The sequence below is a fragment of the uncultured Tenacibaculum sp. genome (assembly GCF_947504135.1).
GTDB lineage: Bacteria > Bacteroidota > Bacteroidia > Flavobacteriales > Flavobacteriaceae > Polaribacter.
Window position 1 is genome coordinate 338,847 of sequence record NZ_CANNGG010000001.1, and the last position, 20,236, is coordinate 359,082.

Consider the following 20,236-nt stretch of genomic DNA (forward strand, 5'->3'; position numbering starts at 1 on the left):
AAAAAGGTATAGATTCCTAACTTTTTAGACTAAAAACTTTGTAGTTTTGTTGTATGAGCAAATTGTACTTGGTGCCTACACCGATTGGGAATTTAGAAGATATTACGCTGAGAGCGTTAAAAGTCTTAAAAGAAGTAGATTATATTTTAGCAGAAGATACGCGTACGAGTGGAAAACTGTTAAAGCATTTTGATATTGCTACGCCCATGCAATCGCACCACATGCACAATGAACATAAAACGGTTGAAACCATTGTAAAACGTTTGCAAAGTGGTGAAACTTTTGCTTTGATTTCAGATGCAGGAACTCCTGCAATTTCTGATCCTGGTTTTTTACTGACTAGAGCTTGTGTACAAAACAATATAGAGGTGGAATGTTTACCTGGAGCGACTGCTTTTGTGCCTGCGTTAGTAAATTCTGGTTTACCAAATGATAAATTTGTTTTTGAAGGTTTTTTGCCTGTAAAAAAAGGACGTCAAACACGTTTACAGTTCTTAGCTGAAGAAACACGTACCATGATTTTTTATGAGAGTCCGCATAAATTATTAAAAACCTTAGCAAATTTTGCTGAGTATTTTGGTGAAGACAGACAGTTATCTGTTTCTAGAGAATTGACAAAATTGTTTGAAGAAACCAAGCGAGGAAGTGTAAAAGAAGTGTTAGCATATTATACTGAAAAACCTGCCAAAGGCGAGATTGTTATTGTGGTTGAAGGGAAAAAGTAGTTTAGATTGTTGGACTATTAGATAATTGGATTTTTAGAGTTTTAATTGTTCGCAAATTTATATTCAGGATACTGTGCTTCGAGAAGTTCTTCAGCTTTTTTTGGGATGATTATTAAACTTATGTAGCCAATAATAATTGTTAGTGTAGCAGCAAACGCTATAATTACAGAAGTAAATATACTTAGATTTTCATATGAACTAGGAGTTAGAAATTGGAAAAGATAAAATAATAGAAACACAACATTTCCATGACTTTGAGTTTCTATAATATCCTCTAACATCCATTTTTTTCCAGTTTTCTTGAACTTTCTATCTAACTTTTCCCTTTTTTTGAAAAGTACAAAAAACTCAATTATAATAACTGTAAAGAAAAATCCGTTAAATAAATTTTGAGCAAAAGAAAATTGTAATAAAAAGTAAAAACAGTAAAATAAAGCAAAAGTTAATATTATTTTAGGAATAGAAAACCACTGTTTTACAAAACCTAAAATAATCATAAAGTACTTTTTATTCATTTGCTTTTGTTTTTCTTCAACAACATTCATAAATCCAAAAACACCAAATTTTTTGAACGATTTATCGCGAGCTTGCTCAAATGTGAGCGTTGGATTTTCTTCCCAAATTTGTTCAATATCGTTAGCTAGATGATCTACTAACTCTGTTTGCACATCATAATGCTCAACAAAATGTTGACGTGTAAACTTGTACAATTGTTCTATATGTTGGTCGGTTAGTTGCATAGTATTAGCTTGCTAATTTATATTCTGGGTAATATTCTTCGAGTAATTCTTCGGACTTTTTAGGGATAACAACAATTGTTACATACGAGTAAATTATTGTAATAGTTATAACAGCAGCTATAAATACAGCTAAAAGAGCCGAAGGTATTTCACGAACGGTGTTGGTTAAGAAATTAGGAATATTTGAAGTTACGATTATTCCACCAAAGCTAGCCACATTGTAGATAAAATCTTCTAACAACCACTTTTTCCCATTTTCTTTTAAGCGTTTATTAAACTCTTTTTTAAGTCTTGTAATTTTATATAAATCTACAATTGCTAAACATATTACAGAGGCTCCTAATAGGTAGATTCCGAGTTTAAACTGTAAGCAGTAGTAATAAAACAAGAAAATACTAACAGTAAGTATAATCTTGGGAAGTCTGAACCATTCTTTTACATATTTCCACAAAACCTTTCGGTATTTTTTACCAAGTTGTTTTTGTTTTTCTTCAACGACATTCATAAATCCAAAAACACCAAATTTTTTGAACGATTTATCGCGAGCTTGCTCAAATGTGAGTGTTGGATTTTCTTCCCAAATTTGTTCGATATCATTGGCTAGGTGATCTACTAACTCAGTTTGCACATCATAATGCTCAACAAAATGTTGACGTGTAAACTTGTACAATTGTTCTATATGTTGGTCGGTTAGTTGCATGAAGAAATTAACTTTTGATAGGTAGTATTTATTTTTTGGTATTCTTTTATAAAGAATTTTAAACCTAAAAGAGATATTGGGATAATTAAAAATAAGACTAAGAATAAATATTCTGACCCAAAAACATCATATTTAAATAGTACTTTAGGGAAAAAGATTATAAAATTAAATATAGAAATAGAAAAAGTACTTAATTGTAAAACAAAGTTTAGTTGTACAGATCTCAACATTTGATATTTATAAAAATAAAATAGAATGAGAATTAAATTTGAAGCTATAAATGTGAATAAAGTGTATTTTAACACTATTTCATTTTCTTTGAATATAAATAGAAATAAAAATAGTAACACAAATAACAAGATACTCTTAGGTTTCATCATTGTTTTTTTTAAATCGTCCCAAAAAATGTTTCTGTACTTTTTAGCTATATCTTTAGTTCTTTGTTGAATAATACCTTCAAAATTACTTCCATTAAAATTTTCTTTCCAGCCTAATTTTACCATAGCATTTTGTACTGATTCTTTAAAAGGAGTATCGTTATTTAATGTGTTTTCTACATCAGAAATAATATGGTCTAACATTTCAATACGGATATCCCAGTATTTTACACCGTCTTTAATTAATCGGTTTTCGATGTGTTGTATTTGTTCTTTTGTTAATTCCATTAGCTATTGAATTAAATATTGATATTTTTTTTCAATAAAATCTCTTTTCTCTAGAAAACTTTGACAGAGTAAGTAATTAAAAACAAAAGCAGTTAGATAAATGTAGATAGCATTTTTTTGATAATTACCATTATAAAAAATATCTAAAAAATTAGGAAAGTTTAAAGCAATAATAATAACAAATGAGCTTACAAAAGAGTAAGTTTTTACAATTTTAAGAAGCTTATGTTTCTTTGTAAAATTATAGGAAACATATGAAGTATATACAAGATTTAACATTAATGAACTAAAAATGAAAATAGAAGTTTCTTTAACATATTTAGGACCAAAAAAGAAGCATATAAAAGAAAAGAAAAGTATAACGAGTACATTTTTAGGATATATGACTTTTTTTAAAATGTCTTTTAAGATAGCTTTAGTATAGTGCCAATGTAATTTTTTTGTCTGTTTTTCATATCGGTTTTTTAGAGCTTGTTTTCTACTCAACATATACTTTATAAAAGGTACTTGAAAACCTTTACCTTCAAAAAAAGCATTTGTATCTTCAACTGTATTTTCAATTTCAGTAGCAATATGATCTACCATTTCAAAACGGATATCGATATATTCAATTCCTATTCCTTCTAAAAAAAGGTCTATTTTTTTAATTTGTTCTTTTGTTAGTTCCATTTGCAAGCATATTTTTTTATTGCTAAAAAGTGGTTTTTATAAAGCTTGATACCAAGTTGTATAATAAAAGCAACGAATACTAGCATTGTCATTTTAACGAGGTCTAAGTTACCTTCTTTAGTAAGAAAATCACCAAAAAGCATTATTGGAAAAAGTACATAAGGCAGTACTTGTGTTTTATACAAGAAACGATAAGATGTTTTTTGTTTAGATTGCCATATTAAAATGTAGCCTAAACCAATAATAAAAGATACAGTATAGATAAAAAACTTTGCGAAAAAGTTTATAGTTTGTGCATATGAAGTAGTTACTTCTAGCTTTAAACTGATTAACAATATCATTAAAAGAAAGGCGAATAATAGTTTAATAATATTCGGTTTCCCGTACTTTTTCATTTTATCAATTACAATTTTTGGTTTTACAAAGGCATAACCTATATAAACACTAGAAGAGTCTTTTAAAATAGTATTCCACTTTTTGGTAGTGTTCTTAAATGCTTCTTCAAAAGATGTATTTTCACATATATTGTTTTCTAATTCTGAAACAATATGATCTAATACTTCAACTCTAACATCTATATAGTATACCTTTTTTACATCAAGGTATTTTTCTACTCTTTGTATTTGTTCTTTTGTTAATTCCATAGCTAAAAAAATTACTCCAAACTAAACTTAGGGTTTACCAATTGTTGCATGGTACTTAAAAACTCCTGCATTTCTGAAAGGCGATTAGCGGTTTCTTTCGTACCACTTTCGGTGAGTTTATAATATTTACGTAAGCGATTACCAACTTTTGCAACTTCAACATCTAACAAGCCTTCTGCTTCAAGTTTGTGTAGGGCAGGATACAAAGCACCTTCAGTAATTTTTAGTTCACCTTTGGTAAGTTCTTTTACTTTTTGCGTGATTTCATACCCGTACATTTTATCATTTTGAGCTAATAACTTCAAAATAATAGTTTGTAAAGAACCTTTATATAATTTCTGATTTCCCATTGTGTCAATATTGAATGGTTTGTTTTTAGTTGCTTTTTGTGTTTGCGACTCGCAACAAATATACATAATTTTCTTATGTATAAAATTCTTAGGTATACATTTTACAAAAACCCTAACTTTTGTTCGTGTTGAGTTTGTTATTTTTGCTGTTCAAATTAGACTACATGAGTACTTTTTATAAATTAACAATAGAAGAAATAATAAAAGAAACAAAAGATGCTGTTTCAATACTTTTTAATGTTCCTGCAGATTTAAAAAGCAAGTTTCAATTTATAGCAGGACAATACATTACTTTAAAAACAATAATTAAAGGAGAAGAAGTTCGTAGAGCTTATTCTATATGTGCTGCACCGAAAAGTAATCAACTAAAAGTAGCAGTAAAAGCTGTTGAAAACGGGAAATTTTCAACATTTGCAACTACTCAATTAAAAAAAGGAGATGAATTAGAAGTAGCAGTTCCTGAAGGAAAATTTATATTAACTCCTGAAAACAATAAAAATTATATTGCTTTTGCAGCAGGTAGTGGTATTACCCCTGTATTATCGATGATTAAAAGCGTTTTAGAAGATTCATCATCAACCTTTACGCTAGTTTATGGTAACAAAAGTATTAATGATACTATTTTTTATAATGATTTAAATTTATTACAACAAGAGTATCCTGATCGATTTAATTTACATTACGTGTATAGTAGAGAGCGTAAAGAGAACACATTGTTTGGAAGAATTGACAAAGGACACATAAACTACTTTGTAAAGAATCTTTATAAAGAAGTAGTATTTGATGAAGCTTTTTTATGTGGACCAGAAGAAATGATTAAGATAGCTTCTGAAACACTTAAAGAAAATGGTTTATCAAAAAGCGCCATTCACTTTGAATTATTTACAGCTTCTACAGCTGAGGAAAATACAGATTTAATAAAAGAAGGAGAAACAGAAATTAAAGTAGTGTTAGATGATGAAGAAACTAGCTTTACAATGAAGCAAAAAGATACTATTTTAGCTGCAAGTTTACGAAATAAATTAGATGCTCCTTATTCTTGCCAAGGAGGTGTTTGTAGTAGTTGTATTGCAAAAGTTACAGAAGGTAAAGCTGTTATGACCAAAAACTCTATTTTAACTGATGATGAGTTAGAAGAAGGTTTAATACTTACTTGTCAAGCGCATCCTACGACGCAGAAAGTTGTAGTAGACTTTGATGATGTATAAGTAAAACCGTAACTTTATAACTATGGATTTCTACGACTTTAAAAACGCCTTCTTTGTTGGTGTTTTCATGGCTTTTATGATAGGGCCGGTATTTTTTATGCTCATTAAAACAAGCATTTTAAAAGGTGCTCGTGCAGCAATAGCCTTTGATATAGGTGTAATTTTTGGGGATATTTCTTTTATGTTAATAGCTTATTTTGGAAGTAGAAGTCTGTTGGAAAAAATAAAAGATGATCCACGCTTGTTTCTTATTGGAGGATTGGTGCTTATTATTTATGGGTTAATTACTTATTTAGATAAAAATAATAAGAAAGAAGCAGAAGCTCCTGATGTTGTTTTACCAGAAAGCAATAATTATTTAAAGCTTCTTTTTAAAGGTTTTTTCCTAAATTTTATAAATATAGGTGTATTAGCCTTTTGGCTTGGTTTAATCGTGGTTATAGGACCAACATACGATATGAATCCTAAGTACTTAGTTTGGTATTTTGGTACTGTAATAGCAGGCTACGCAATTACAGATTTAGGAAAAATATTACTTGCTAAACAATTAAAAAGTAGGCTAACTCCATTAGTTATTTATCGAATAAAACGAGGAATGGGAGTATTGTTAATTGTTTTTGGTGCTGTATTAATGCTAAAAGGATTTATTCCTGAAAGTAAGATTGATAACCTGATAGAAAAAGTAGAATCAATAGATTAAAAACCAATAATTATTTTGGCTATTGAAAAGTAGATTAAGATTCCAAAAATATCATTACTTGTTGTAATAAAAGGTCCTGTAGCAATAGCTGGATCTATGCCTCTTTTATCTAAAAATAAAGGAATAAAAGTACCCACTAAACCAGCTACAATAATTACTGCAAATAAAGAAGATGAAATAGCAGAGGCAATTGTTATATCTCCTTTCCAAACCCAAATAAAGAAAAACAAAATAATAGCTAAAACAAGTCCGTTTACAGCAGCTAAAGACATTTCTTTTAATAACCTATTAGTAACACTTCCTTTTACATCATCATTAGCTAAGCCTTGAACAATAATGGCAGAAGATTGTACGCCTACATTACCAGCCATAGCAGCAATAAGAGGTGTAAACATAAAGAGAACAGCATTATCTTCTAAAGCACCTTCAAAAAAACCCATAATTCTTGCTGCTCCAATACCTCCAATTAAACCTAAGAATAACCATGGTAATCGAGCTCGCGTTAATTGTAAAATGCTATCTTCGGAGTCAACATCTTGAGTAATACCTGCGGCTAATTGATAATCTTTTTCAGCTTCTTCTTTAATTACATCAACAATATCATCAATAGTAATTCTACCTACCAAAACACCTAATTCATCCACAACAGGAATAGCTTCTAGGTCATATTTACGCATAATATTAGCTACCTCTTCTGCTTTGTCATGAACATGAACAAAATCTACTTTTGGAATGTAGACATCTGAAATTTTAGAACGAGTAGACGCCATTAACAAGTCTTTCAAAGACAAACGTCCTTTTAGCTTACCTTCATCATCAACTACATAAATAGAATGAACTCTAGTAACCTCTTCTGCCTGCAGTCGCATTTTTTTAACACAAGTAAGCACATTCCAATTCTCATTAACTTTTACAAGCTCTTTTGCCATTAAACCTCCAGCAGAGTCTTCATCATAACGAAGTAGCTCTACAATTTCTTTAGCGTGCTCTCTGTCTTCAATTTTTTGAATAACAGCTTGTTTTCGCTCTTCAGGAAGTTCGGCAATAACATCGGCAGCATCATCGGTATCAAGTTCATTAACCTCTTCGGCAATTTCTTTGGCAGAAAGTTGTTCAAAAACTTTTTCACGAACCTCTTCATCAACTTCCATTAATACATCTGAAGTTGTTTCGCTATCTAATAAACGTATAATGTAAACTGCTTCTTCAAAAGTGAGTTCATCTAAAACTTCAGCAATATCAGCATAGTGAATATCTGAAAAAACTTCAGAAAGAGCTGTGTCTTTTTGTTGCTGAATCAGTTCTTTTACGTTTTCTAATAAGTCTTTTGTGATTTCTAGTGCCATTACTTGCAATTTTGCTCGATTATCGAGGTTTTGAATATGTTGAAATCTAATTCAAAAAGAAGACTTGTTCTTGTCTAAAAAGGACTCTTAACTATTATTTTGAGCTATTTTTTGTGTCAACTCAATGAATTTTTGTACCGATAATTGTTCGGGACGCATCGCAAATATAGGGTCTTCTTTTAAGCTATCCGAAAGATTGAAAGATTTTAAGCTTGAACGTAACATTTTTCTTCGTTGATTGAAAGCAGTTTTTACGACTCTAAAGAATAATTTTTCATCTACAGGAAGTGTGTAATTTTCTTTTCTGATAAGACGAATAACTCCAGAATCTACTTTTGGAGGAGGATTAAAAACAGAAGGAGGTACGGTAAATAAGTATTCAGCATTGTAAAAAGCTTGTGTTAATACCGAGAGTATTCCGTAGGTTTTGCTTCCTTCTTTTTCTGCAATTCGTTGAGCAACTTCCTTTTGAAACATTCCTGAAAACTCAGGAACAAATTCGCGGTTTTCAATCGCTTTAAAAACGATTTGAGAAGAAATGTTATAAGGAAAGTTACCAATAATGGCTACTTGTTGCTTATCAAATATTTTGGTAAAGTCTTTTTTTAAAAAATCACCTTCAATAATGGTAAACTTCTCTTTTGAAGTGTCTAACTTAATATGTTCAACAGGAAAGGTGTCTTGTAAATAGGCTACCGATTCTGAATCTAGTTCCATTACGGTAACCTTAGTTTTTTTTTCTAATAAATACTTTGTTAAAACCCCCATTCCAGGACCAATTTCTAATACATTATCGTATCCGTTTTCGGTTAAAGTATCAGCTATTTTTTTTGCAATGTTTTCATCGTTTAAAAAATGCTGTCCTAAATGTTTTTTAGCTCTTACGGTCATTCTTTATTGTATCTATTTGGTTGGTGGTTTTATTGTTAAGGCTATAAAAGTTAGTCCAAAACCTATCCCGCTAATTACTCCACTAATGGTTTCCCAAGGGTTATTATCATAAGTGTAATATCCCATAACACCACCTAAAGTTGCTATGAGTATTCCTACGATTATGAGTAGTTTTTTCTTTTGATAGATTTTTTCTTTCATCTTTTAGTTGCTATTCACTGTAGGATAAAACTCATTAACCACTTTCAGTTCTGTACGGAATGCTAGCATTTTATCTGCAAACTTTTTTAATCCATCGTTACGTAATTTCTCTGCACTGTGTTTGTAGTAGTTGTCCAAATCTTCACGAGTTCTTGCTGTATATTGAATAGAATAGGTAATTCCTCCCATTTCTTCTTCTACTAGGACTTGCGTCATTTTTGCGCTGATAAAATGTCCTGTTGCTAACACTTCAGGAATATGGCTTTCTATCCAAGTTAACCATTCAGCATGGATACTTTCGTCTATATTTACGGTCACGTTGTATATGTACATCTTTTTTAATAATTTAAATGAGTAGATAAATTAATGTATTAAATAAGGCTTTGGTTAAGTATACTTAATTGATAAACAATAAAATATTTACGTTAATTAATATCGTCTCCTCTTAGTTTTCTAAACTTTTTACGAGCTTCTACTAAATAGATGCTCGAAGGGTGGTCAAAAATAATCTTTTGATAGTATTCTTTCGCCTTTTCAAGGTTATTTAATTCGTTGTTGTATAATTCTGCCATGTAGTAATATACATCATCAACATAAATTCCTTTTTTATCTAAGGCTATGATTTTAGCATAATTTAAAATAGCTTCATCAAATAGCTTCTTTTTAATAAATAACTGAGCTTGTTTAAATAAGGCTTCGTCTTCAATAGCTTGTCCTCTATAAGTTGTAATAATTTCACTTAAAACAACAATAGCTTCGTCGTTTTTATTCTGAAAAGCTAACAAATCGGCTTTAGCATATTCTTTCAATCCAGAAGATATACTGTCTTTAGGTTCGTTGTCTGAAATAGTTAAAAACAGGTTTGCTGCATCGTTGGCAATAAGTTGAGATGCTGACCCTTTTAAAACTTTTAGTTGTGCTTTAGCCCATTTAAAGTCGTTTTTAAAGTAAGATGCTTGGGCTACCTTAAAACGAGCTTCTTGCCCAATATTATGATTTTTAAATAATGTTTGTACTTGTGAATAATAAATGAGAGCTTTATTGAATTTACCCATGTACACTAAAACATCTCCCAACTTTAATTTTATAGAAGCTTTTATAAACCTTGAGTTAGAAAAATCTAAAGATTTTTGTAGAATAACTTCAGCTTCTTCAGGGGTGTTTTTGGTAAAGGTTAAATAATCGGCATAAGCTATTTGAGTGAATAATGTTTTTGAATTTATACCGTATTCTTTAAAAATAGCATCAAAACGTTGTTCTATGTCTGGTTGATTTGTGTCTATAGCTATTCTCAGATTGTTGTTTATTGCAGTAAATTTATCTCTTGGATAATTGGTGTTTTCTATGATAAGATCAAAACATTCTTTCGCGGTTTCGTAGTCTTTATTTTCCAAAGCTAATTTACCAACTTCATTAATTTTATTTAAATTATCAGGATCTCTAGCAAATAATGCTTTGCTTTGAATAAGTGCTTTGCTGTATTGTTTTTGTCTAATAAATAACCAAGAAAGTAAATCGTTCCATATGTCTTTGGGGTTGCTTATAGATCTTTTTAATAAAGCTTTTTTGAACAGAATGTTATTTTCATCCTCGCTATCATCAGTTAAGTATTTGCCAGCATAACGTTTAACATTGTTGAGGTAGCCTTCGTTCTTATCAACCAAATCGATGTATGATTCGAACATTTGTTTAAAATCGCCTTTCTCACCATAAATTTGAGCCATTTGAAAACCATAATTAGCTTTCGGATTTATATCCATTATTTTTTGAAAGGTTTCAATAGCCAAATCTAGTTTGCTATAATTTTTAAACATACCTGCAATTAAAGCCCCGTAATTAGCCTTGTTATTAATGGACTGTATTGCTAGTTGATAGTGTTTGTTTGCAGTGTCTATTTTTTCTTGACGTTCAAAATTATGACCAAGAACAACATGCAAATAAGCTAAATTTGGTTTTTCTTTTAACTTTTGAAAAAGAAGATCTTCAGCTACTGTAAATTGTTCAGTTTCTTGGTAGCAAGTAATTAATCTTTCTAAATAAGTAGTATTATAAGGACTTTGGTTGTATAACTCTTTATATAACTGAATTGCTTTTTCATATTCATTATTTCTAAAATAATTTTCAGCAATGATAAATTCGTTTTGCTGTGCGTGACAAAACAAACTAAATATCAGTAAATTAAATAGAATAACGGCTCTTTTCATTTATCAAAAATACTGAACATAATTGTTAAAATACTATTAAAAGAGGTGCTTTTTTGAAAAGGATTGTAACATTTTGGCACGAACTTTGTCTTATTGGTAAAACAACTAAACAATGTAAATTATGAAAAACTTTACTACACAATACGAGATAGCAAAGCAGAATGCAAATGAGTTTATGAGAAAAGGTCAAATAACTCAATATTTTGAAGCATTGCTTGAAATGAACAAATACAAGAGATTAATGGTAGCGGTAGTTGCCAACTAAACATATTTTTTTTCAATGGGGATTGATTAATTAAAAATCCCAAGCATCGTAATTGAGGCTTGGGATTTTTTCATTTTTATAGCGAAGATTGACTAATCAATCATATCAAAACCACAGTAAGGAACTAATACTTCAGGAATTTTAATTCCGTTTTCAGTTTGGTAATTCTCTAAAATACCAGCCAACACACGAGGTAAGGCTAAAGAGCTTCCGTTTAAAGTGTGTACTAATTGACTCTTTCCTTCTTTATTTTTGAAACGTAACTTTAAACGATTTGCTTGAAAAGTCTCAAAATTTGAAGCAGAACTAATTTCTAACCAACGTTCTTGAGCAGTTGAGTATAATTCAAAATCAAAAGTTAAGGCAGAAGTAAATCCTGTATCACCACCACATAAACGTAAAATACGATACGGTAATTTTAATTCACGTAAAATTTCCTTGATATGTTCTACCATTCCGTTTAAGGCATTGTAAGAATTATCAGGGTGCTCAACACGAACAATTTCTACTTTATCAAATTGATGTAAACGATTTAATCCACGAACATGTGCTCCGTAGCTTCCCGCTTCACGACGAAAACAAGGGGTGTAACCAGTTACAGTAATTGGTAAATCATTTTCTTGTACGATTTCATCTCTAAACATATTGGTTACTGGAACTTCAGCTGTAGGAATTAAGTATAAGTTATCTCCAGTTACATGATACATTTGTCCTTCTTTGTCAGGTAACTGACCCGTACCAAAACCAGAAGCTTCATTTACCAAATGAGGAACTTGTACTTCATTATAACCAGCCGCTGTATTCTTGTCTAAGAAATAGTTGATTAAAGCACGTTGTAAACGAGCTCCTTTTCCTTTATATACAGGAAAACCAGCACCTGTAATTTTTACACCTAATTCAAAATCGATGATATCGTATTTCTTAGCTAATTCCCAGTGAGGTAACGCATTTTCTCCTAAATCAGGAATAATTCCTTCTTTAAAAACTTCTTCATTATCTTCTTCATTCTTTCCTGCTTTTACAGAAGCATGCGGAATGTTAGGAATTTGATATAATAACTCGTTTAATTTATCAGCAGCAGCGTTTAACTCTTCAGTTAATTGTTTAGATTCCTCTTTTAATTCACCTGTTTTTGCTTTTAGTTGATTCGCTTCTTCAACTTTACCAGATTTAAAAAGACCACCAATTTCCTTGGATATTTTGTTAGATTCAGCCAATATATTGTCTAACGAAACTTGTGTAGCTCTACGTGTTTCATCAGTAGTTAATACTTCTTCAATAATTGCTTTGGCATCAGCAAAATTACGTTTTGCTAATCCGTCTAAAACAGTTTGTTTGTTTTCTCTAATAAACTGAACCTGTAACATCTTTTTAATTTTTAAGAAAAGCAAAGATAAAAGAAGCAACAGACTTAAGCAATGCTAGAGGCTAATTGTTTTGAGGTAGTTTAAAGAAGTTTCTTTGTCTTTTTTAAGTTGTGATATTAAATCGGGAACAGAATCGAACTTTTGTTCATCTCTTAAAAAGTATAACAGTTCAATGGTTAACTCTTTATCATATAGGTTTTGGTTGAAATCAAAAAAGTGGACTTCAATGGTTTGGTATTCGCCATCAACAGTAGGACGATTTCCAATATTCATCATTCCGTAAACAGAAGCATTGTGTATAGTTGATTTGACAACGTAAACTCCAGTTTTAGGAATCAATTTATACTCTTCAAAAACATCAATATTAGCAGTAGGAAATCCTATTTTGCCGCCTAATTGTTTGCCGTTTACAACTTTTCCTGTGAGAGAAAAGTTATATCCTAAATAGTTGTTAGCGGTTTTTAACTGACCGTTAGCAAGTGCTTTTCTAATTTTGGTAGAGCTTACAGAAACTTCATCAATATCTTGAGCAGGAATTTCTTCCACCGTAAAATCGTATAAATGAGAATATTCGGTTAGTTGTTCAATGTTTCCTTCTCTATTTTTTCCGAAGTGATGATCGTATCCAATGATTAATTTAGAAATGTTTAGTCGATTCACTAGAACATCTCGAACAAAGTCTAAAGCAGTAAGTCTTGAAAACTCTTTACTAAACGGATGAATGATTAAATAATCTAATCCCAATTTTTCAAGATGTTGTGCACGTTCATCAATTGTATTAATCAATTTGATAGAAACGTCTTTTTGTAACACCATTCTAGGATGTGGAAAAAAGGTAAGTAATACTGATTTTTTTTCGCTAGATTTTGCTTCATGCACCAGTTTCTCAATAATTTTTTGATGCCCAATGTGCACGCCATCGAAAGTACCAATGGTAACTATTGTTTTTTGAGTAGGGGTGAAGTCAAAAATAGAATGTGTAATTTCCAAGGTTACAATAAATTTAAGCAAAAATACAATTTGTATAAGAGGATAAATAATATTTCAAGAATAAAATCTAAAATTCAGATTTAGTAAAAAAAATATCTAATTAATTAATAAAATAGTAAAAAAGAACACAGTATATTTCGTAAATGAAAAAAAATTGTATTTTGCAAAGCAGTTAACAAATTATTTTACATTATGATGAAAAAACTATTACTTGTTGCATTTGTGCTTTTTGGCACAGCAATAATGGTTGCTCAAACTACTATTACAGGTACAGTTAAAGATGTTTCTTTAGGTGAGCCTGTTCCAGGAGCAAACATTAAGGTTTCAAGAAAAGCAGTAGGTACTTCTACTGATTTTGACGGTAAGTTTACAATGACAGTAACAGATAACCCGCCGTTTACTATTGAAATTTCTTCCTTAGGGTATCAAACACAAACAGTTGAAATAACTAAAAACAACCAAGTTGTTGAGGTTAGTTTAACCGAAAATGCTACTTCGTTAGATGAAGTTGTTATCTCAGCTTCTAGAACTCCAGAACGTGTTATGGAATCACCTGTAACAATTGAACGTTTTGATTCAAGAGCGATTAAAAATACCGCTTCTGCATCGTATTATGATGGATTAGAAAATTTAAAAGGAGTAGATATTAACTCAGGAGGTTTAACATTTAAAACAGTTAACACTCGTGGTTTTGCTACTTTTGGGAATGAGCGTTTTGTTCAGTTGGTTGATGGAATGGATAATGCATCTCCAGCATTAAACTTTGCTATTGGAAACTTATTAGGAATTTCTGAAGTAGATGTGAAAAGTGTTGAAATTTTACCGGGAGCAGCTTCGGCTTTGTATGGAGCTAATGCATTTAATGGTATTATGTTAATGCGTAGTGAAAATCCATTTAATGAGCAAGGTATTAGTGTTGGTTTAAAAACAGGCTTAACAAGTCAAGAAGCAGCAGGAGACAATGGTTATTATGATGCTACTATCAAAATGGCACATGCTTTTGATGATTATTTTGCAGTTAAAGCTAGTTTCTCTTATTTGAAAGGAGAAGAATGGCATGCTACTGATTATAGAAACACAACAGGTATCGGTGGTACATATATTCCAGGTATGAGTCATAATGATGATCCAAATTATGATGGGGCAAATGTATATGGAGATGAAGTTTCTGTTGATTTAGGAGGAGCTATTGGAAAAGTTAGTAGAACAGGATATAGAGAGGTAGATTTAATGTCTAACGAAGCAAAAAGTGTAAAGTTCAATGGAGCCATTCACTATCGTCCATTAGGAAATGATCGAGTAGAAATAATATGGAACTCTAAATATGGTACAGGTAATACTATTTACCAAGGGCAAAACCGTTACAACTTAGCCAACTTCTTTATGGAGCAACACAAATTAGAAGTAAGAGGTAAAAACTTCTTCATAAGAGGATATTATGCAGGTGAAGATGCGGGAGATTCTTATGATACTCGTTTTGCTGCAATTAACATTAATAGCAAATGGAAATCTAATACAGACTGGTTTGGAGATTATGCAAAAGCTTATTTAGGTGCAGTTTCTGATGTTGAAGCTTCAAATCATGCAGCAGCGAGAATTTATGCTGATAAGGGTCGTGCTGTACCAGGTACGCCTGAATTTACAAGACTGTTTAATGAAGTAACCGCAGATCCAGACTTATTGACTGGTTCAAAGTTTAGAGATAATACAAGCTATTATCATGCAGATGCAAACTTAAACTTACGTGATTATATTGATTGGGCAGAAGTACAAGTTGGAGGTTCTTACAGACAATATAGGTTAAATTCTTTTGGAACTATTTATACCGATAGTGACGGGCCAATTAAATATGGAGAATATGGTGTATATACACAAATCCAAAAGAAAATGATGGATGATCGTTTAAAGTTTACAGCTTCTGCACGTTATGATAAGTCAGACAACTTTGATGGTAACTTCACTCCAAGAGTTTCATTAGCTTATGCGGCTGGAGAAAATAAGAATCACAACTTTAGAGCTTCTTTTCAAACAGGTTTCCGTAACCCAACAACACAAGACCAATATATTGGTTTAGCAACAGGAGCAGGATTTATTTTAGGAACAGCTCCAGATAATATTGGGCGTTTTTCTGCAACAGCAAATACAACAACAGGAAGTTTTATTTTAACAGGACAAGACGTGTTTAATAGAGGTTATTCAGCTAACTCTATAGCAAACGGAAATCCTACTCTGGCAACTACAGACTTAGTAGAGCCAGAAAAAGTAAAATCTTTTGAAGTTGGTTATCGTGCGGCAGTTCCTTTAGGAGAAAATAAACTGTCTGTTGATTTTAGTACATATTATAATATGTATTCTGACTTTATTTCTAATAAAGATGTAGTTGTATTAGTAGACCCAAATACACCAGTTACTGTGAATAATTTAACTAATAGAGATTTAGTAAGAACATTTAGTGTAAAAACTAACTCAACAGTTGATGTAGATTCTTATGGAGTAGGTTTAGGATTAAACACGAAGGTATTTAACGGGTTTGATGTTGGATTAAACTATACATGGTCTAAGTTTGATTTTGATCAAGCTGCTGACCCTGATTTTGAAGCTGGGTTTAATACACCAGAGCACAAAGTGAAAATGCAATTTGGACACACAAATTTATTTGAAAACTTTGGATTTAACATAAGTGCTCGTTGGCAAGATGAGTTCTACTGGCAGTCTACCTTCTTAGAAGGAACTGTAGAAGAAAGAACAGTTCTTGATGCTCAAATTAACTATTCTGTTCCTTCAATTAAATCAGTGTTTAAAGTAGGAGGGTCTAATTTAACAGGAGAAGAGTACTTAAGTGCACCAGGAGTAGGAGCTGTTGGTTCTCAATACTACATTTCTTGGACTATCAATAACTAAAAAAGAAACAATGAAAAATACAATTAAATATACTTTTTTATCTGCGTTATTTTTAGGGTTAGCCGCCTGTGACGTAGACAATACATTACCTGAGATTAAAGGAGAAGCGGAAAACAATGTAACACTAGAAGCTGGTAGTGTAGATTTTTCTAAATATGTAGCAGTAGGAGCCTCTTTTACAGCAGGATTTTCAGATGGGGCTTTATTTAAATCTTCTCAAGAAAACTCTTTTCCAAATATCTTAGCTAGTAAATTTGCTATGGTTGGCGGAGGCGATTTTACACAACCTTTAATGAATGATAACATAGGTGGTTTTTTAATATCCGGGGTAGAAAAAGCTGAACCAAGGTTTTATTTTAATGGAACTGGACCTACAAGGTTATCAGCAACTCCAACTACTGAAATAGGAAATATACAGGCAGGACCTTATAGTAATATGGGTGTGCCAGGATTAAAAAGTTTTCATCTAGGAGTAGAAGGTTATGGAGCATTAGCAGCGTTACCAAATGCGAACCCTTATTATGTAAGAATGGCATCTAACCCTATGGCTAGTGTTATACAAGATGTGTTAATGCAACAACCAACATTTTTTACACTATCTGAAATAGGAGGAAATGATGTTTTAGGCTACTCTATTGCCGGTGGTGTAGGTGAAGATCATAATGAAACAGGAAATTTAGATCCAACAACTTATGGGATGAATGATATTACAAACTCTAATGTCTTTGCTTCAGTTTTTTCAAGTACTGTTGACGCTTTAGCTGCAGGAGATAGAAAAGGAGTTGTGGCTAATTTACCGTATATAACATCGTTACCTTACTTTACAACAGTTCCTTATGCGCCATTAGATCCTAGTAACCCTGATTTTGGAGCACAAATTCCGACATTAAATAATGTTTTTGGAGCTATTAATGGAGTTTTTGAAGCAATTGGTGTTCCAGAAAGGTCAATTGTTTTTACCACAGATGCTGCTAGTGCAGTTGTAATTAAAGATGAGTCTTTAGAAGATAAAACAGCTCAAATCGTTGGTGCTTTATTAGCAAGTACTACTTTCCCTTCTTTTGTAGCAAATTTTGGATTACCAACTGATGCAGCTACATTACAAAAAGTAGCAGGCTTATTAGGTACTTATTACGGTCAAGCAAGACAAGCAACAGAAGAAGACTTATTAGTATTACCAAGTAGTGCCATCATAGGTGAAATTAATACTGATTCAGTTGGGTTTCTAATGTCACAAGGTTTACCACAACAGTTAGCAGGAATGTTTTCTGTAGAAGGAGTTTCTTTACCTTTGGAAGATAAATGGGTGTTAACTCAAGACGAGATAAGCAGAGTTAAGAGTGCTACGGATTCTTATAATGCAACTATTAAAGCGGTAGCTGATGCTAAAGGTTTAGCTTTTGTAGATTTTAAGGCTATTTTACAAGAAGCCTCTACTACTGGATTAGAGTTTGGAAATTATAATATGAATACTAGTTTAGTAACTGGTGGTTTAGTTGGTTTAGATGGAATTCATTTAACAGCTAGAGGATATGCGTTAATGGCTAATAAAATGTTAGCTGCTATTGATGCTACATACGGGTCTAACTTTACCGTAGGTAAAGACGGTTTAGCTAAACCAGATGATTACCCAACAAATTATTCACCTACTTTACAGTAGTGATTTTTATACAAATTAAAAAAGCTGAAGATTAATCTTCAGCTTTTTTTTTGTCTTTGTCAGAATTCATAACATACTTTTTATACTTACCGTCTTTATATCTATGGTATATAAATAAAGGCATTAATACAAAAGACATATATAAAACACCTAGACCCATCACTACTTGTGCTTTAGGGTGAGCTGTGTTTAAAAGATAAGCTCCTGCTATCATCCAAAGTAAAAAGATGATGAATAATATTTTAAGTACAGTTTTCATCTGTTTTCTATTTTATTGGTTTGTAATCTAATATTAAAACCCTTACTTGATATTAAGATTTGTATGTAAAGTTATTTACTATTGCAAAAATAAAAATCCTAAACAGTTACGTTTAGGATTCTTGTTTTATTTTGTTGTTTTAAGATTTATACTTCCATTTTTTGTAGCCAAGAACGTACATTTACCTCTTGATTAATAATGTTGCTTAAATCTTCTATTTTAACACGTTTTTGTTCCATAGTGTCTCTATGACGAATGGTAACAGTATTGTCTTCTAAAGTATCATGGTCTACTGTAATACAGAAAGGTGTACCAACAGCGTCTTGACGACGATACCTTCTTCCAACGGCATCTTTTTCATCATATACAACATTGAAATCCCATTTTAAATCATCAACAATTTTACGAGCGATTTCTGGTAAACCGTCTTTTTTAACCAATGGTAAAATAGCTGCTTTGGTAGGTGCTAAAACTGCAGGTAGTTTTAAAACTGTTCTTGTTGAACCATTTTCTAGCTCTTCTTCTTGTAAAGAGTTAGAGAAAACAGCTAAGAACATTCTGTCTAAACCAATAGAAGTTTCAATTACGTATGGTACGTAACTAGTATTGTCTTCATGATCGAAATACTGTAGTTTTTTACCAGAGAATTTTTCATGCTGACTTAAGTCAAAATCAGTACGAGAATGAATTCCTTCTAATTCTTTAAATCCAAAAGGAAACTTAAATTCAATATCAGCAGCTGCATCAGCATAATGAGCTAACTTATCATGGTCGTGGAAACGATAATTTTCCTCCCCCATTCCTAACGACATATGCCACTTTAAACGAGTCTCTTTCCACTCTTCATACCACTCTTTTTGAGTTCCTGGTTTTACAAAAAATTGCATTTCCATTTGCTCAAACTCTCGTTGTCTAAAAATAAACTGACGGGCAACTATTTCGTTACGAAAAGCTTTACCAGTTTGTGCAATTCCAAAAGGAATTTTCATACGTCCAGTTTTTTGTACGTTTAAGAAGTTCACAAAAATACCTTGTGCTGTTTCAGGACGTAAATATACTTCTGTTGAACTATCCGCTGAAGCTCCCAGTTGCGTCCCAAACATTAGGTTAAACTGCTTAACTTCTGTCCAGTTTTTAGAACCAGAAACAGGACATGTTATACCTAAGTCTATAATTAAATTTCTAAACCCTTCTAAATCGTTTTCTTCTTGAACTCTGGTTAGTTCAACTGTTATTTCGTCAATTTGTTTCTGACGTCTTAAAACGTTAGGATTTGTACTTCTAAATTCATCTTCATTAAAAGCTTCACCAAAACGTTTTTTTGCTTTGGTTATATCTTTTTGAATTTTTTCGTTGATTTTTTCTCTAAAATCTTCAACTAAAACATCAGCTCTATAACGTTTTTTAGAGTCTTTGTTATCAATTAAAGGATCGTTGAAAGCATCAACGTGGCCTGAGGCTTTCCAAGTAGTTGGGTGCATTAGTATTGCTGCATCAATACCTACAATGTTTTCGTGCATTTGCACCATTGCTTTCCACCAATAATCACGAATATTCTTCTTTAATTCTACTCCGTTTTGAGCATAATCATACACCGCACTTAAACCATCGTAAATTTCAGATGATTGGAATACATAACCGTATTCTTTAGCGTGCGATAAAACTTTTTTAAATTGATCTTCTTGTTTTGCCATACTGCAAAAATAAAATAAGGATTTAAACTTAGGGTATTGAAAAAGAAAAAAGTGAAG

Annotated in this window: 21 protein-coding genes; 6 read left to right on the top strand and 15 right to left on the bottom strand. The window is 31.6% G+C overall.

Translation table 11 applies throughout. From position 1 onward, the window contains the following. The first annotated feature begins 53 nt into the window (after positions 1 to 53). Positions 54 to 725 (top strand): 16S rRNA (cytidine(1402)-2'-O)-methyltransferase, encoded by a 672-nt coding sequence (gene rsmI, locus Q0663_RS01550; RefSeq protein ID WP_274634282.1) that lies wholly within the window; start codon positions 54 to 56, stop codon positions 723 to 725. Positions 726 to 766: 41 nt separating this feature from the next. Here the strand turns inward: rsmI and Q0663_RS01555 are convergent, their stop codons facing one another. Genes Q0663_RS01555 through Q0663_RS01580 form a run of 6 tightly spaced genes read right to left on the bottom strand, consistent with a single transcriptional unit; the run spans position 767 to position 4,493 of the window. Then, complete coding sequence (locus Q0663_RS01555; RefSeq protein WP_299005280.1) at positions 767 to 1,465, bottom strand: hypothetical protein; 699 nt, start codon at positions 1,463 to 1,465, stop codon at positions 767 to 769. 4 nt (positions 1,466 to 1,469) lie between these two features. After that, positions 1,470 to 2,165 carry a hypothetical protein gene (locus Q0663_RS01560; protein ID WP_299005283.1) on the bottom strand — a complete coding sequence of 232 codons (696 nt, stop codon included), beginning with the start codon at positions 2,163 to 2,165 and terminating at the stop codon, positions 1,470 to 1,472. After that, complete coding sequence (locus tag Q0663_RS01565) at positions 2,156 to 2,830, bottom strand: hypothetical protein (RefSeq protein ID WP_299005286.1); 675 nt, start codon at positions 2,828 to 2,830, stop codon at positions 2,156 to 2,158. The genes Q0663_RS01560 and Q0663_RS01565 overlap by 10 nt, the downstream gene beginning before the upstream one ends. A 3-nt stretch (positions 2,831 to 2,833) precedes the next feature. Continuing rightward, on the bottom strand, positions 2,834 to 3,499 hold the full coding sequence (locus Q0663_RS01570; RefSeq protein WP_299005288.1) for a hypothetical protein: 666 nt from the start codon (positions 3,497 to 3,499) through the stop codon (positions 2,834 to 2,836). Further along, positions 3,490 to 4,143 (bottom strand): hypothetical protein, encoded by a 654-nt coding sequence (locus tag Q0663_RS01575; protein WP_299005291.1) that lies wholly within the window; start codon positions 4,141 to 4,143, stop codon positions 3,490 to 3,492. The genes Q0663_RS01570 and Q0663_RS01575 overlap by 10 nt, the downstream gene beginning before the upstream one ends. Before the next feature lie 11 nt (positions 4,144 to 4,154). After that, positions 4,155 to 4,493: a PadR family transcriptional regulator gene (locus tag Q0663_RS01580; RefSeq protein WP_299005294.1), complete on the bottom strand. Its 339-nt coding sequence runs from the start codon at positions 4,491 to 4,493 to the stop codon at positions 4,155 to 4,157. A 164-nt stretch (positions 4,494 to 4,657) separates the two neighbouring features. Between Q0663_RS01580 and Q0663_RS01585 the strand changes: the two genes are divergently transcribed. Both Q0663_RS01585 and Q0663_RS01590 read left to right on the top strand, forming a co-directional pair. Further along, positions 4,658 to 5,701, top strand: a complete 1,044-nt coding sequence (locus Q0663_RS01585; protein ID WP_299005297.1) for a ferredoxin--NADP reductase — start codon at positions 4,658 to 4,660, stop codon at positions 5,699 to 5,701. 22 nt (positions 5,702 to 5,723) lie between these two features. Next, a complete protein-coding gene (locus tag Q0663_RS01590) occupies positions 5,724 to 6,401 on the top strand; it encodes a LysE family transporter (protein WP_299005301.1) in 678 nt (225 codons plus the stop codon). Here Q0663_RS01590 and mgtE read toward each other — a convergent pair. The 5 genes from mgtE to Q0663_RS01615 all read right to left on the bottom strand — a co-directional run bounded on the left by mgtE (position 6,398) and on the right by Q0663_RS01615 (position 11,043). After that, the gene (mgtE, locus tag Q0663_RS01595) at positions 6,398 to 7,747 is read right to left on the bottom strand and encodes a magnesium transporter (RefSeq protein ID WP_299005304.1); all 1,350 of its coding nucleotides are present in this window, start codon (positions 7,745 to 7,747) and stop codon (positions 6,398 to 6,400) included. The genes Q0663_RS01590 and mgtE overlap by 4 nt on opposite strands. Positions 7,748 to 7,834: 87 nt before the next feature. Next, entirely contained in the window at positions 7,835 to 8,638 is an 804-nt protein-coding gene (rsmA, locus tag Q0663_RS01600) for a 16S rRNA (adenine(1518)-N(6)/adenine(1519)-N(6))-dimethyltransferase RsmA (RefSeq protein ID WP_299005307.1), read from the bottom strand. Between the two features lie 12 nt (positions 8,639 to 8,650). After that, positions 8,651 to 8,839 carry a hypothetical protein gene (locus Q0663_RS01605; protein WP_299005310.1) on the bottom strand — a complete coding sequence of 63 codons (189 nt, stop codon included), beginning with the start codon at positions 8,837 to 8,839 and terminating at the stop codon, positions 8,651 to 8,653. A gap of 3 nt (positions 8,840 to 8,842) precedes the next feature. Next, positions 8,843 to 9,172, bottom strand: coding sequence for a DUF4286 family protein (locus Q0663_RS01610; RefSeq protein WP_299005313.1), 330 nt, complete (start codon positions 9,170 to 9,172; stop codon positions 8,843 to 8,845). Positions 9,173 to 9,264: 92 nt separating this feature from the next. Beyond that, the gene (locus Q0663_RS01615; protein WP_299005316.1) at positions 9,265 to 11,043 is read right to left on the bottom strand and encodes a tetratricopeptide repeat protein; all 1,779 of its coding nucleotides are present in this window, start codon (positions 11,041 to 11,043) and stop codon (positions 9,265 to 9,267) included. A 121-nt stretch (positions 11,044 to 11,164) separates the two neighbouring features. On the opposite strand from Q0663_RS01615, the gene Q0663_RS01620 reads away from it, so the two are divergent. Beyond that, positions 11,165 to 11,308 carry a hypothetical protein gene (locus Q0663_RS01620; RefSeq protein WP_166627718.1) on the top strand — a complete coding sequence of 48 codons (144 nt, stop codon included), beginning with the start codon at positions 11,165 to 11,167 and terminating at the stop codon, positions 11,306 to 11,308. Between the two features lie 92 nt (positions 11,309 to 11,400). On the opposite strand, the gene serS is transcribed toward Q0663_RS01620, so the two are convergent. Together serS and Q0663_RS01630 are read right to left on the bottom strand one after the other, a co-directional pair. Further along, on the bottom strand, positions 11,401 to 12,675 hold the full coding sequence (serS, locus tag Q0663_RS01625) for a serine--tRNA ligase (protein ID WP_299005319.1): 1,275 nt from the start codon (positions 12,673 to 12,675) through the stop codon (positions 11,401 to 11,403). A 54-nt stretch (positions 12,676 to 12,729) separates the two neighbouring features. Further along, a complete protein-coding gene (locus Q0663_RS01630; protein ID WP_299006314.1) occupies positions 12,730 to 13,665 on the bottom strand; it encodes a bifunctional riboflavin kinase/FAD synthetase in 936 nt (311 codons plus the stop codon). Between the two features lie 192 nt (positions 13,666 to 13,857). Between Q0663_RS01630 and Q0663_RS01635 the strand changes: the two genes are divergently transcribed. Continuing rightward, the gene (locus tag Q0663_RS01635; RefSeq protein WP_299005322.1) at positions 13,858 to 16,566 is read left to right on the top strand and encodes a TonB-dependent receptor; all 2,709 of its coding nucleotides are present in this window, start codon (positions 13,858 to 13,860) and stop codon (positions 16,564 to 16,566) included. A 10-nt stretch (positions 16,567 to 16,576) separates the two neighbouring features. Next, the gene (locus Q0663_RS01640) at positions 16,577 to 18,226 is read left to right on the top strand and encodes a G-D-S-L family lipolytic protein (protein WP_299005325.1); all 1,650 of its coding nucleotides are present in this window, start codon (positions 16,577 to 16,579) and stop codon (positions 18,224 to 18,226) included. A gap of 31 nt (positions 18,227 to 18,257) precedes the next feature. Here the strand turns inward: Q0663_RS01640 and Q0663_RS01645 are convergent, their stop codons facing one another. Next, entirely contained in the window at positions 18,258 to 18,485 is a 228-nt protein-coding gene (locus tag Q0663_RS01645; RefSeq protein ID WP_299005328.1) for a hypothetical protein, read from the bottom strand. A gap of 146 nt (positions 18,486 to 18,631) precedes the next feature. Then, positions 18,632 to 20,179, bottom strand: a complete 1,548-nt coding sequence (locus Q0663_RS01650) for a glycine--tRNA ligase (protein ID WP_299005331.1) — start codon at positions 20,177 to 20,179, stop codon at positions 18,632 to 18,634. Between the last annotated feature and the right edge of the window lie 57 nt (positions 20,180 to 20,236).

Excerpts from the sequence above, each read along its gene's own strand:
- Q0663_RS01585 (WP_299005297.1), top strand. The coding sequence starts at position 4,658 with ATGAGTACTTTTTATAAATTAACAATAGAAGAAATAATAAAAGAAACA.
- rsmA (WP_299005307.1), bottom strand. The coding sequence starts at position 8,638 with ATGACCGTAAGAGCTAAAAAACATTTAGGACAGCATTTTTTAAACGAT.
- Q0663_RS01575 (WP_299005291.1), bottom strand. The coding sequence starts at position 4,143 with ATGGAATTAACAAAAGAACAAATACAAAGAGTAGAAAAATACCTTGAT.
- Q0663_RS01620 (WP_166627718.1), top strand. The coding sequence starts at position 11,165 with ATGAAAAACTTTACTACACAATACGAGATAGCAAAGCAGAATGCAAAT.
- Q0663_RS01605 (WP_299005310.1), bottom strand. The coding sequence starts at position 8,839 with ATGAAAGAAAAAATCTATCAAAAGAAAAAACTACTCATAATCGTAGGA.
- Q0663_RS01610 (WP_299005313.1), bottom strand. The coding sequence starts at position 9,172 with ATGTACATATACAACGTGACCGTAAATATAGACGAAAGTATCCATGCT.
- Q0663_RS01565 (WP_299005286.1), bottom strand. The coding sequence starts at position 2,830 with ATGGAATTAACAAAAGAACAAATACAACACATCGAAAACCGATTAATT.
- Q0663_RS01555 (WP_299005280.1), bottom strand. The coding sequence starts at position 1,465 with ATGCAACTAACCGACCAACATATAGAACAATTGTACAAGTTTACACGT.
- Q0663_RS01590 (WP_299005301.1), top strand. The coding sequence starts at position 5,724 with ATGGATTTCTACGACTTTAAAAACGCCTTCTTTGTTGGTGTTTTCATG.
- rsmI (WP_274634282.1), top strand. The coding sequence starts at position 54 with ATGAGCAAATTGTACTTGGTGCCTACACCGATTGGGAATTTAGAAGAT.
- mgtE (WP_299005304.1), bottom strand. The coding sequence starts at position 7,747 with ATGGCACTAGAAATCACAAAAGACTTATTAGAAAACGTAAAAGAACTG.
- Q0663_RS01580 (WP_299005294.1), bottom strand. The coding sequence starts at position 4,493 with ATGGGAAATCAGAAATTATATAAAGGTTCTTTACAAACTATTATTTTG.
- Q0663_RS01650 (WP_299005331.1), bottom strand. The coding sequence starts at position 20,179 with ATGGCAAAACAAGAAGATCAATTTAAAAAAGTTTTATCGCACGCTAAA.
- Q0663_RS01560 (WP_299005283.1), bottom strand. The coding sequence starts at position 2,165 with ATGCAACTAACCGACCAACATATAGAACAATTGTACAAGTTTACACGT.
- Q0663_RS01635 (WP_299005322.1), top strand. The coding sequence starts at position 13,858 with ATGATGAAAAAACTATTACTTGTTGCATTTGTGCTTTTTGGCACAGCA.
- Q0663_RS01640 (WP_299005325.1), top strand. The coding sequence starts at position 16,577 with ATGAAAAATACAATTAAATATACTTTTTTATCTGCGTTATTTTTAGGG.
- Q0663_RS01615 (WP_299005316.1), bottom strand. The coding sequence starts at position 11,043 with ATGAAAAGAGCCGTTATTCTATTTAATTTACTGATATTTAGTTTGTTT.
- Q0663_RS01645 (WP_299005328.1), bottom strand. The coding sequence starts at position 18,485 with ATGAAAACTGTACTTAAAATATTATTCATCATCTTTTTACTTTGGATG.
- serS (WP_299005319.1), bottom strand. The coding sequence starts at position 12,675 with ATGTTACAGGTTCAGTTTATTAGAGAAAACAAACAAACTGTTTTAGAC.
- Q0663_RS01570 (WP_299005288.1), bottom strand. The coding sequence starts at position 3,499 with ATGGAACTAACAAAAGAACAAATTAAAAAAATAGACCTTTTTTTAGAA.